Source organism: Lysinibacillus sp. YS11, from assembly GCF_002896375.1.
GTDB lineage: Bacteria > Bacillota > Bacilli > Bacillales_A > Planococcaceae > Lysinibacillus > Lysinibacillus capsici.
Map to the genome: position 1 here is coordinate 672,073 of NZ_CP026007.1, position 11,920 is coordinate 683,992.

General features: G+C 35.9%; 8 protein-coding genes. 3 read left to right on the top strand and 5 right to left on the bottom strand.

Going from position 1 to position 11,920, the window contains the following annotated elements; all coding sequences use genetic code 11:
• Positions 1-264 precede the first annotated feature (264 nt).
• Positions 265-2,232 (bottom strand): S-layer homology domain-containing protein, encoded by a 1,968-nt coding sequence (locus LBYS11_RS03075; RefSeq protein ID WP_103117445.1) that lies wholly within the window; start codon positions 2,230-2,232, stop codon positions 265-267.
• Between the two features lie 275 nt (positions 2,233-2,507).
• Positions 2,508-4,052, bottom strand: coding sequence for an L-glutamate gamma-semialdehyde dehydrogenase (pruA, locus tag LBYS11_RS03080; protein WP_066036915.1), 1,545 nt, complete (start codon positions 4,050-4,052; stop codon positions 2,508-2,510).
• Positions 4,053-4,231: 179 nt separating this feature from the next.
• On the opposite strand from pruA, the gene LBYS11_RS03085 reads away from it, so the two are divergent.
• Complete coding sequence (locus LBYS11_RS03085) at positions 4,232-5,569, top strand: AAA-type ATPase lid domain-containing protein (RefSeq protein ID WP_103117446.1); 1,338 nt, start codon at positions 4,232-4,234, stop codon at positions 5,567-5,569.
• A gap of 103 nt (positions 5,570-5,672) precedes the next feature.
• Here LBYS11_RS03085 and LBYS11_RS03090 read toward each other — a convergent pair whose 3' ends face one another.
• The gene (locus LBYS11_RS03090; protein ID WP_036074906.1) at positions 5,673-6,647 is read right to left on the bottom strand and encodes a proline dehydrogenase family protein; all 975 of its coding nucleotides are present in this window, start codon (positions 6,645-6,647) and stop codon (positions 5,673-5,675) included.
• 565 nt (positions 6,648-7,212) lie between these two features.
• Here LBYS11_RS03090 and LBYS11_RS03100 point away from each other — a divergent pair.
• On the top strand, positions 7,213-7,812 hold the full coding sequence (locus tag LBYS11_RS03100; protein ID WP_103117447.1) for a TetR/AcrR family transcriptional regulator: 600 nt from the start codon (positions 7,213-7,215) through the stop codon (positions 7,810-7,812).
• Positions 7,813-7,850: 38 nt separating this feature from the next.
• On the opposite strand, the gene LBYS11_RS03105 is transcribed toward LBYS11_RS03100, so the two are convergent.
• Positions 7,851-9,218, bottom strand: a complete 1,368-nt coding sequence (locus tag LBYS11_RS03105) for a S41 family peptidase (protein ID WP_103117448.1) — start codon at positions 9,216-9,218, stop codon at positions 7,851-7,853.
• 181 nt (positions 9,219-9,399) lie between these two features.
• Positions 9,400-10,719 carry a branched-chain amino acid transport system II carrier protein gene (gene brnQ, locus LBYS11_RS03110; protein ID WP_048392094.1) on the bottom strand — a complete coding sequence of 440 codons (1,320 nt, stop codon included), beginning with the start codon at positions 10,717-10,719 and terminating at the stop codon, positions 9,400-9,402.
• Between the two features lie 250 nt (positions 10,720-10,969).
• Between brnQ and LBYS11_RS03115 the strand changes: the two genes are divergently transcribed.
• Positions 10,970-11,863, top strand: coding sequence for a C40 family peptidase (locus LBYS11_RS03115; protein ID WP_103117449.1), 894 nt, complete (start codon positions 10,970-10,972; stop codon positions 11,861-11,863).
• The last annotated feature ends 57 nt before the right edge of the window (positions 11,864-11,920 follow it).

Here is an 11,920-nt window from a genome sequence, read left to right on the forward strand (position 1 = left end):
TAGCTAGTATGAAAGATAAGAAAAAGACACTTATGCACATGGGTGATTGGAGAGGAGCCAACATCACTCCTGATTGAGCGTCACAGAGGAGAGCCTAGAGCGAACGTAAGTAAGTGAATCTGCTCATCGGACGTCCCCTGGAAAGGTCGCTGGCGGAACGGAAATCAACCTCCTGCCTTATAAAAAGGCCTTTTTGCCAGTGACTTTATCTTTTTTCAACAACAGTAAATGGCTGTCTCATTTATTAAGAGACAGCCATTTACGTTATTTCACGGTATTGATGAATTTAATATAATCCTTACTTATATAACCAGGTTCAGTGTTTAGTTTATCTGAAACAATTTGATACCAACCATTTGAGCTTGTATCTGTAACGATGACAGGCATATTACTTTTACTAAATGTAAAAAGTGGACTTTGACTTGTTGATGCATCTGCACGAACATTTAGTCCAGCAGTTGTTGTGAGAGCGATTTTATAGGGATTATTTGCATCTTTAAAGCCTAAAGCTTTTTCTGCACGATAGTAATGTCCTGCAATTTTTGCCCCCCAGAATGGATCTGAAGCGTATTTTACGTTGAAGCCGATAGCCTTAGAACCAACAACTGCGCCATTTGTATAACGTCCACCTGGCGTAATATAATTTGGCTGAAGGAATTTTTCTACTAGCTCATTAATATTGGCTTCCACACTATCAAACTTCTTGTTTAGTGGATTTGTATCATAGACATATAAGCCAAATAGATTGTTTAGATTTTGAGCGTGATCACTCATACCATAGGCACTCTCATGCTGTGCTAGGGATAAAATAAGCATAGCATTGATATGAGAATTGGCTTCCACTTCTTTTAATACAGAGCCTAAACCAAGTAGTTTACTTTTAGTTGTGGCATTTTTATAAATCGAAGCACCTGAGCTTTCAACCTCTGCTAATTTTCCCACTATATATTGATCTAGCTCATCTGCTGTATATTGAGTTGCTGCACGAGCTGGTAAGAACTGATAGTAGTTATAGGCTTCTCCCTTTGAGGAACCATCAGCATTGGTAAAGTTGATGCCATCCCAGCTAAAGTATTTCTCACCCTGCTTCATAAAGCTAGGTGCCTTGCCATACACGTAACTAGCAGAATATTTATTAGTTTTATAATCATATAAAGTATGTTTTATTTCACCGTACTCATTTGTGTAATAAGAACGGCCTTTCACTAAAGCAGAAGGAATTAAGGTAACGTCAGCCTGTTTTAAATAGCCAGTATGACCAGCTAAGCGTACTTTTACTTGTGTGGCATCACTACCTAGATACTCCATTTCTGTATTACCCGCAACTGCGATTTGATCCTTAATCGTTTCAGAATTTAGAGCAACATAATTAGTCGTTACAACATAACCTGAAGTCATTTTAATAATTTTATCATTTTGAGTAATCACTAAGGAACTAGTCGTCATCGCCTTTTCAGCTGCTTCAAAGCTAGTAAAGGTTTGTTTGTCTACCAAGTTACCATTGGAAACTTCTTTGACGATATATGCAGTAGTATTACCGTTATTACCAGTATTATTGTTGTTCCCATTATTAGTATTACCGTTATTTTCGGAGTTACCATTGTTTTCATTTTTACCAGCGTCAAGCTGATCAGCAAGAAGTATTAATCGTAGAATAAATGTCGATGCCTCACCAATTGTGGCATTGTCTCTTGGTAAAAACATGCCATTGGAGCTTCCTTTAATAAGTCCTAATTGTGCACCGATTGCAACATCCTCACGGAAATCTTTAAAAATAGTTGTATTGTCTTTGAAGGTAATAGAAGAAGTACCTTTTGGTATTTTTAAATAATCAACTGCTCTGATTAGCATCACTGCCATATGCTCTCTTGAAATACGGTCATCTGGCTTAAATGAGCCATCCGTATAACCAGTAATAATTCCAGCAGTTGCGGCAAGCTTAATTTCATTTGCAAATAAATATGTGTCTGACACATCTGTAAACGTTATCTCGTTCTTTGTGTCCAAATTTAATGCTTTTGCTATGTATGTGGCGAATTCACCGCGTGTAACCGTAGCATTTGGACGATAGCTTCCATTTGCATCCTTTAGTAATGCATCTTTCTGAATTAAATAGCGTAGACCACTTTCATGCATATGTCCTGATAGCTCGTCTGCATAGACAGATTGAGGCTGCCAAATGACTAGACTAACAAGCATCATGAGCAACATAAAAATTGATAGTTTTTTCATAGTTTTACCCTCCTAAACTGATATCATTTTAACAAAGTTATACAATCAAGATAAGGGTCAAATGTTAGAAATGCCATAAAATATACCAGCGTTTTATAGGCAATAAGTATGCTTTTATAATTTGGTGTGAAAGTTAGTTTTAAATAGGGGAAGGAAAGTGAACCGAAATTCACATGAGTTTCTTCTATTATATATGTCATTTGTGTCACCCCCAAAAAATAATGCCGTACATTGCTTACTAAGAAACAATGTACGGCATTTTATTGAAGTAAAAATTAAAGCATTTCTGAAGTTGTTTTTGCTTGCATATGCAGCTGTAGGTAGTCTGGGCCACCTGCTTTTGAATCTGTACCTGACATGTTGAAGCCACCAAATGGTTGGTAACCTACGATAGCACCTGTACAGCCACGGTTGAAGTAAAGGTTTCCTACATGGAATTCTTCACGTGCTTTTTCTAGGTTCATACGGTTTGTTGTGATAACAGCGCCTGTTAAACCGTATTCTGTATCGTTTGCAATTTCAATCGCATGGTCGAAATCTTTTGCTTTTGCAATGGCTACCACTGGTCCGAAGATTTCTTCCTTCATAATACGAGCAGAAGGATCTACGTCCGCAAATACAGTTGGTTGTACGAAGTAGCCGACTGAATCGTCTGCTGTACCACCAGCTACTAAACGACCTTCGCCTTTACCGATTTCGATGTACTCTGTAATTTTATTGAATGCTGCTTGGTCAATAACTGTTGCCATGAAGTTGCTGTAATCAGTTGGGTCACCCACTGTTAAAGCATTTGTTAACTCTTCTACGCGATTTACCACTTGCTCATACACATCTTCTACGATGACAGCACGAGAACATGCTGAACATTTTTGACCTGAGAAACCAAATGCTGATTTCACGATGGATTGTGCAGCTAATTCTAAATCTGCTTCTTTATCCACTACGATTGTATCTTTACCGCCCATTTCAGCGATGACACGTTTAATCCAAATTTGGCCTTCGTTTAATACAGATGCACGTTGGTTGATACGTAAGCCAACATCACGTGAACCTGTGAAGCTGATGAAGCGTGTTTTTGGATGATCGACTAAGTAGTCACCAACTTCAGCTCCAGAACCTGGTACGAAGTTCACCGCACCTGCTGGAAGACCAGCTTCTTCTAATACTTCGATAAATTTATACGCTACAACTGGCGTTGTAGAAGCTGGTTTTAATAACACTGTATTCCCTGTTACTAAAGCAGCTACTGTTGTACCAGCCATGATTGCAAATGGGAAGTTCCAAGGAGAAATGACAATACCGATTCCTAATGGAATGTAGTCATAACGATTGTATTCACCTGGACGGCTTTCGACTGGCTGACCGTTTTTAATGCGTAGCATTTGGCGACCATAGTATTCCATGAAGTCGATTGCTTCCGCTGTATCTGCATCAGCCTCTGCCCATGGTTTCCCGGCTTCTTTTGTTAATAAAGCTGAGAATTCATGTTTACGACGACGAACGATTGCTGCCGCTTTAAAAAGAACGTCCGCACGAATGGCTGGATCAACTTTTTTCCATGTTTTGAATGTTTCATCTGCCGCTTGCATCGCTTTTTCAGCTAAATCTTTGCTTGCTTTCGAAACGCGACCAATGACTTCTGTTTTCTTTGCAGGATTGTACGAAACGATTTTATCTTCTGTTGTAATGCGCTCGCCACCAATAATTAGTGGGTAGTCTTGACCTAAGTAACCTTCAACTTTATTTAAAGCCTCTACATAAGCATTGTAGTTTGCCTCTTGTGAAAAATCTGTGAATGGTTCGTGTTTGTATGGAATCATGTCAGTTTCCTCCCAGGTATAAGTAGTGCCAAATGATTATGCACCTTTTTAGATTGTGTTAATTATATAATGCAATATAATTTGGCATTAATCAACTCAAATTTTAAAACTTTTTCAATTTTTGCATCTGCTTTTCATATTGGTGTTAGAATAAGCTTAATGGAATACAGGAGGACAAAATGGATAACAATGTACTACTAAGTATTTATAAATACGTCATTGAAAAAGGCGATATGGGAATTTGTGTTGTAGACACAGAGGGTAAATTGCTTATATACAATAAAAAAATGAGAGATTTAGAAGGCGTTAATGAGGATGAATTTGAGGAGAGGCGAGCCTTAGAGATTATTGATTTTGAAATTGAAAAAAGCGATATTTATAAGGTCCTCAGCTCTGAAACGCCAGTGCACAATATAAAAAAAACGTATTGGAATAAAAAAAATCAAGAAGTGACCTACATAAGCAATATTTATCCGTTGCACTATGAAGGCTCTTTAATAGGCGCTGTGGAATTTGCCCGAGATATTACACAGCTTGAATACATGATGTATCAGCCATTGAGAAGGTATGGCGCTCCATTGACATTTGACATCATCACGGCTGTATCACCAGTCATGAAGGATGTCATTGAAAAAGCAAAAATTGTGGCACTAAGTAGAATGCCTGTTGTGTTAATAGGGGAATCAGGTACTGGGATTGATATGATTGCAGAGGGAATACATCATGATCTAAAGGTGCAAAATGATATGTTTATTGCTTTAATTTGCCGTCGAGATGAGAAAACGGTATTAAAGCAATTTGAAAAATATATTGTGGAAAAGGAGAAAATAACCTTCTTTGCTGAGCGCATTGAATATTTATCTTTAGAAGCACAAGAAAAGATTGTTGAACTTTTTAATAATCATCCTAATCATCAGCATGTTTTAATTGCTAGTGTTGGCAAAGATCCAATTGATTTGATTCAAAAGCATGAGCTATCCAAAAAGCTTTACAGACTTTTTTCAGGTATTACGATTTACGTACCTCCTTTACGAGAAAGAAAAGAAGATATTATGCCCTTTATCGATGATTATTTCAAAAGACATCGTGATAGCTTTGGCTCATCTATTCACGGGCTTTCAGAAGAAGTACGAGATACCTTTTTAAAATATGATTGGCCAGGAAATTTAAAGGAATTAGAAGTCCTTCTGGATGAAATAACCTCATTAATCACCAATGAAACGATAGTTGAATCACATATGCTGCCAGTGCATTTCAAATGGAAAATCCAAAGCTCTTGTGAGGAGACGGAAAAAGAGGTTTCTACGAGTGACTTGTTTGTCATTAAAAATCAACAGGATATTCGACCATTAGATGTCTATATGAAAGAGGTAGAGGAGTACTATATTTCGAAGGCGTTGGACTTTCATCAAGGCAATATCTCCAAAACGGCTGCTGCGTTGGGGATTCGTCGACAAAGTTTACAGTATCGAGTTAAAAACTATAAGCTCAATAAAAAAAGCGAAAACATTGATTAACAATGTTTTCGCTTTTTTGGATAGTTTCCCGAAAGTGAGGGATACAACGATCTAACTGAAGGATAAAAACACGAAACTGATGGATAGCTTCAAGTTTGTATAATTATTTTCCTTTTTTCGAAAGGCGACCAAGTGCAAATGCTGCTGCTCCTAAGCCAATTGCCATGTTCGTTTTTTTGTTAAACACTTGTTTTGTCACAAGTGCAACATTTTGTGGACGCTCAGCTAAACGACGCATAAAGTAACCGTACCAGTCATTACCGAATGGTAGGTATGTGCAGAAATTATAACCTTCACGAGCAAGGTCTAGCTGCATTTCTTTACGGAAACCATATAGCATTTGGAATTCGAATTTTTCATTTGGAATATTATGTTGCTTCACAAATTGTTTTACATGGTTGATCACATTATGATCGTGTGTCGCAATCGAAGTAAATTTACCATGTAGCAAATGATATTCAATTAGTTTTAAGTAATTATGGTCAATATCAGTTTTAGATTGATAAGCCACATTTTCAGGTTCTTTATATGCACCTTTTACAATACGTAAGCGGAAGTTTTTATATTTCTCAATATTTTCCTCTGATTCGAAGAAGTAAGCTTGAATAACTGTCCCTACGTTATCATACTCTTTGTGTAATTCCTCTAATAATTCAAAAGAGCTATGTAAACGCTCGTAGTTTTCCATATCGAAATTCACGAAAATATTATATTGATGTGCAAGAGCTACGATTTCTTTTAAGTTTTCATAGCAAAATGCGTAATCAATATCTAAACCTAATTGTGAAGGTTTAAGAGAGATGTGTGCATCAAGCTGTTCATCATGAATAGCTTGTACAACAGCTAAAATGTTATTTTTGGCAGCAGTTGCCTCTGATTTTTCGTAGACGAACTCGCCTAGATTATCGACTGTACAAGAAATATTGGCCTTGTTTAATTCTTTAATCGATTGCACAACTTCTGGTAAACTTGTGCCAGCAACAACACTTTGAGCACCCATTTTTAAACCATATTTTTGTGCAGCGCTGTTTAATAATTTGTTCTCTGATAAGTAAATGAAAAAGTCACGTAATACCATCATATGCCTCCAAAAATGAAAATTTTAAATTCTTGGCGATTATAACACTTTTTTTGAAAAGTAAAATGGTTTGATTTTCAGAAAAAATTTTTTCGAAGCCAGTTAGTGAGATAAAACTATTGCAGTCATTGACTTTTTCATGATAAAAATTTAAATTAAAAAATTTTTTCAAAAAAAAGGACTTTTCAAAATAAAAGATTTGCTTTATGTTAATTAGTATATGTCTAAATTTGCGAATATGTATAATATTGGACTTTTCGAGAGTGATTTACTTGAAATGGCATGATAGTATTTCAGAATTATTTATATTTTAATATAATTTATTAGTGGGTATTCTTAGAAGTGATTCTTAGATATCCGCTTTTTCATTTTTCAATTTAAATATCACATTAATAGTAGTTTATAGTAAAAAAAAACAGGGTGTATTATAATAAAATGGTATATAATCAAGATTAAATTATGTGCGTTTTGTGAATTTGTAGTTACTTTTGATTTAGAATAGTGTGTCTATATAAGCAATACAAAAGGGAATATGACTACTCTAAACTAAGATAAGGTGGAAAGTATGGCAAGAGGCAGAAAATTTAATTCAAATGGCGAACAAAGTAAACAACTATTACTTGAAAAAGCGATAGAGCTATTTTCTGATAAAGGTTATCATCACACAAAAATTAGTGACATTGTAAAGGCTGCCAATGTAACTCAGCCTACTTTTTATCTCTATTTTAAAAGCAAGGATGCCCTTTATAACGATTTGAATGCGCAATTTCAAAGCGGATTCTTGGCAGTAATGAATAGTAAGTCAACTGACATTATTGAATATGGATTACAGGGTTTTATCACGCTCTTAGAGCAAAAGTTATTGAACTTGTTCGTATACATAATTGAAAATCCTGAATTAACAAAAATAGGTTTTATTGAATCCAAGCAAGCACATTTGGTGAAAAACCAAATGACACAGCAATTGATCCACCTTATTTATCTGCATGATTGTGACAAAGATCTACAATTGTATAGTGTGGATATAAAAATCATGATAGATAGTTTAGTAGGCTCAATAGAAAGACTCATCATTACGAATTTATTAGAAGAAAAAAGGTTACCTGCAGAACTTGCAAATGATATTGTACAATTATATTTTTGGAAAACCAAAGAAGTGATATAAAAAACTGCCATCGATACTTATTATCGATGACAGTTTTTTTAATTGCTTATTCTTATATGCTGATAGTAGCCTTTTTGATCTTTGCTCTTCGGGTGAATAAGTAGCATATATTCCTGATTTGGTGATAAAGCACTCTTAGGTGTAACAGTTAATGTACGACCTTCAATTTTAACTGCTACGGGTACTTCCTTAGCTCCTAAAGCAGCCAGTTGAATGTTACTTTTTGCAATTTGAGAAGTAAGCCCAGCAGGAATTTTTACTGTAAATTTTTGTGTATCAGCTATATTTTTTACCGTGGAAAGTTGTTTATATTTAGGATATTTCTCCTTCAATGCATCATAATGTGCCTGGAAAATAGGTGCTGTTGTGGTTTGAACATTTGGCTTAACGCCTACTTCATGAATAGTATGACCCGCAGGACCTGTAAATTTACCAACTGTAAGCTTTAAATAGCTTCCATCCTGTAATGTGTAAAAGCCTTGCATAGCGCCTTTCCCATAGGTTGTTTCACCGTATAAAATAGCAGCCTTCTGGTCTTTCAATGATGCGGAAAGCATTTCAGAAGCACTGGCACTATAGCGGTTTACAAGAATACGGGTATCTTTAGGAAACTTTGTATCTTGTTGAACTGCTGGGATGGTATAAGAGTTATGTGCTTCTTCTAACAAATACGCAACTTTAGCAGATTGGAATAATCCTGTTAGTTCTTCAGCTGTTGTCACATAACCTCCACCATTATTTTGTAAATCTAAGATGAACGATGTTGCACCACGTTTTTTTAAGTCAATCAGCGCATTTTTAACAAGCTGTGCACCATCCTCTGAAAAGGAAGCCAACGAAATATAGCCCACATTTCCAAATAGTAGGTCAGTTTGTACATTTGGTAATGTGAATTTTTTACGTGTAATAGTTTTGGTAGTTTTTGAACTGTGACTATTCTTTAATGTAACTTCCACCTTAGTCCCTTCATTACCGATTAAAAGGGAAGAGGCCTCTTGAGTAGAACGCCCGATAATGGATTCACCATTAACCCCAATGATGATATCTCCAGCCTGAACACCAGCCTCAAAAGCACCACTGCCTTCGATTACTTGTAAAATATGAATTCCATCTTCGTGTTCTTCAATCACCACACCTATACCTATAGTAGATAGGTTGATGCTATTCATATAATTTTCAAATTCTTGCTTAGTGAAGTAGGTTGAGTAAGGATCAAGCATACTCATGATTTCTGAGATGGATGTAGCCTTCTCTAAATTTCCATTAATTGTTCCAACGTAAGTATCTTTCACAATCTCCTTAATTTCCTTAATAAGCTGTTGATCATTTTCAGCAGCGTGAGTAGTTGTAAAAGGGAGAAGGAAGAAGCCTAGAACAAATACGAATGACCATATTAACTTTTTCATTGGACACCTCTTTTCTAGAACTCAAAATAGAATGTATCATTATTAGGTATTAAATGGATGGTTACATTATGCAATTGAGTATCTGATTTTTATTATACATGAAGCCATCGCTATAGTGGTGGACTTATATGAGGTAGAAAAAGAATCTACTTGTCGCTATGGGCAAGTAGATTCTTGTAAATTATTTTTTTATCAATTTATGAATAATAAAACCAATTGATGCGCCAACAATTGCTGGTAAAAGCCATCCTAAATTTTGCTCATACATTGGCAATGCTTTCAGGATAGTTTCATAAGGTGTAATTTCAACTTTCATTTGTTTTAAGCCATCATATAGACTGACAAGGAAAGTTGGAACGAGCGCTAAAATATAAACAATTTGTCCACCTTTAAAGAAATGATCAGCTAGTGACAAGACCATCAATACCATAGCTAAAGGATAAATGATTAATAGTACAGGTAGTGATGCACTAATTATTGTTGAAAGTCCCACATTTGTAATAGCTGTACTAAAAATAGTGAAGACAACTAAAAACGTTTTATATGAAATTTGAGGGAATAGCTTATGGAAAAATTGTGCATTAGCAGTTAATAAACCAACAGCTGTGGATATACACGCTAGTAAAATAGTCGCAGACAAAATAATACTTCCAAGGCTTCCAAAGAGCACCTCAGCTGATTTTGCAATAATATTTCCGCCATTATCAGAAATACCGATTGCATTGATACTTGTATTACCAATATGCCCTAGAGAGATATAGACAAAGGATAAACCTATTGCAGCAACGACCCCCGCAAAAATCGTTGTTTTTACTTGTTTTCGTGTATCTTTCATACCCATATCACGCAAGGCTTGTAAAATAACGATACCAAAAACAAGAGCACTTAGAACGTCCATCGTTAAGTAACCTTGTACAAAGCCTTCAGCTAAAGGTGACACTTTATAGTTACCTACGGCTTCTCCTGGTTCTCCCATAGGAGAGATAAAACTTTTAACAGCAAGCAATAAAATAACAAAAAGCAGGGCAGGTGTTAAAATTTTACCTACACGATCAACGAGCTTCGAAGGATTAATAGATAAATATAGAATTAACGTGAAAAACAAGATAGATGTGATAAAAAGTGGCGCCCAATGATCCCTCATCGCTTCAGAGAGAAATGGCGCAATGCCTATTTCATAGGACACGGATCCAGTACGTGGTACAGCAAAGAACGGTCCAATTGCTAAGTAGACAATGGAGGTGAAAATCACCCCAAAAGCAGGACTAACACGGTTAGCAAGCAGTTGTAAATCGCCTCCTGCTTTGGCAACAGCAACAATCGCTAATAGTGGAAGACCAACACCTGTTATAAGGAAACCAATCATGGCTACAGTGATGTTTTCACCTGCTTGTTGGCCTAATAATGGTGGGAAAATAATATTACCAGCACCCAAGAACAAGGCAAATAGTAGTAATCCTACTGCTAAATTTCCTTTGATGAAATGCAAGATGTTTTTCATAAGTATAATAACTCCTTTAAGATTGAAAAGCTAAAACTTTCTAAAAATTTTAAATACAGAAGTGTATGTTATCATAGGAACACTAATCTTGCAATGAAAATAGTATTTCAATATAGTCGGATTTCGTCGTATTCTATAAGTTTCCTATAATGTTTGAAAAATAGTCAGTTTTTCCGATTTTTCATGCAATAGTTATCTAGTATGATAGACACACAAGGGAATATTCTAGCACGAACGGAGGCACTTTGGTATGCAAAAGACAAAAAAATGGAGAATTCTTGTTCTAAGTACTTTAGCAACTTCATTTTTAGCATTACAAACAGCGGAAGCAGCAACATATACTGTACAAAAAGGAGATACTTTAACGAAAATCGCACAAAATCATCAAGTCACGATTGGGGATATTATGAAGTGGAATAATCTATCGAAAGATACGATTTTTGTAGCTCAAAAGCTTGAGATTCAAAAACAATCAACGAATGAGGGAGTAAAGCCCACAACTCCATCAACTTCTGGAAAACCAGTATCTAGTTCTCATACAGTAGCAAAGGGTGACACCTTATCAAAAATTGCAAAGCTATATAATGTGACAATTAAGGATATAATGGATTGGAATAAGCTTGAAAAAGACACGATTTTTGTTGGACAAGTACTGAAGCTTTCTTCAACAGCAGTGATACCCGGTGGTGATACTATACATAATAATGTGACTTCAGGTACGGGCACTCCATCAAAAGTAACTGCGAAAGATCCTACAGCTAATGGACAAGCGATTTATAACAAAACCGTTGAAGTTGCCAATACATTGGTTGGAACACCCTATCTATACGGTGGAAATACACCTGTAGGGCTTGATTGCAGTGGCTTTATTTTTTATGCCTTTAATCAAGGTGGTTTAAAAATAGGAAGAGCAAGCAGTGAGGGCTATTTTTACGGTAATACTACCCATGTGGAAAATCCAGTACCTGGCGATTTAGTGTTCTTTGAGAATACGTATAAAGAAGGTATTTCTCATATGGGAATTTATCTCGGAGATAATAAATTCATTCATGCGGGGACAGATGGTGTAGAAGTTTCGGATGTTACGTACTCTTACTGGTCTTCTAAATTAGTAGCCTACAAACGTTTTGATAGCGTGAAATAAAAAGTAGCGATTTTTGCCTAGGCAAAAATCGCTTTTTGTTTTAACAAAACCCCCCTT

Excerpts from the sequence above, each read along its gene's own strand:
- LBYS11_RS03075 (WP_103117445.1), bottom strand. The coding sequence starts at position 2,232 with ATGAAAAAACTATCAATTTTTATGTTGCTCATGATGCTTGTTAGTCTA.
- pruA (WP_066036915.1), bottom strand. The coding sequence starts at position 4,052 with ATGATTCCATACAAACACGAACCATTCACAGATTTTTCACAAGAGGCA.
- LBYS11_RS03085 (WP_103117446.1), top strand. The coding sequence starts at position 4,232 with ATGGATAACAATGTACTACTAAGTATTTATAAATACGTCATTGAAAAA.
- LBYS11_RS03090 (WP_036074906.1), bottom strand. The coding sequence starts at position 6,647 with ATGGTATTACGTGACTTTTTCATTTACTTATCAGAGAACAAATTATTA.
- LBYS11_RS03100 (WP_103117447.1), top strand. The coding sequence starts at position 7,213 with ATGGCAAGAGGCAGAAAATTTAATTCAAATGGCGAACAAAGTAAACAA.
- LBYS11_RS03105 (WP_103117448.1), bottom strand. The coding sequence starts at position 9,218 with ATGAAAAAGTTAATATGGTCATTCGTATTTGTTCTAGGCTTCTTCCTT.
- brnQ (WP_048392094.1), bottom strand. The coding sequence starts at position 10,719 with ATGAAAAACATCTTGCATTTCATCAAAGGAAATTTAGCAGTAGGATTA.
- LBYS11_RS03115 (WP_103117449.1), top strand. The coding sequence starts at position 10,970 with ATGCAAAAGACAAAAAAATGGAGAATTCTTGTTCTAAGTACTTTAGCA.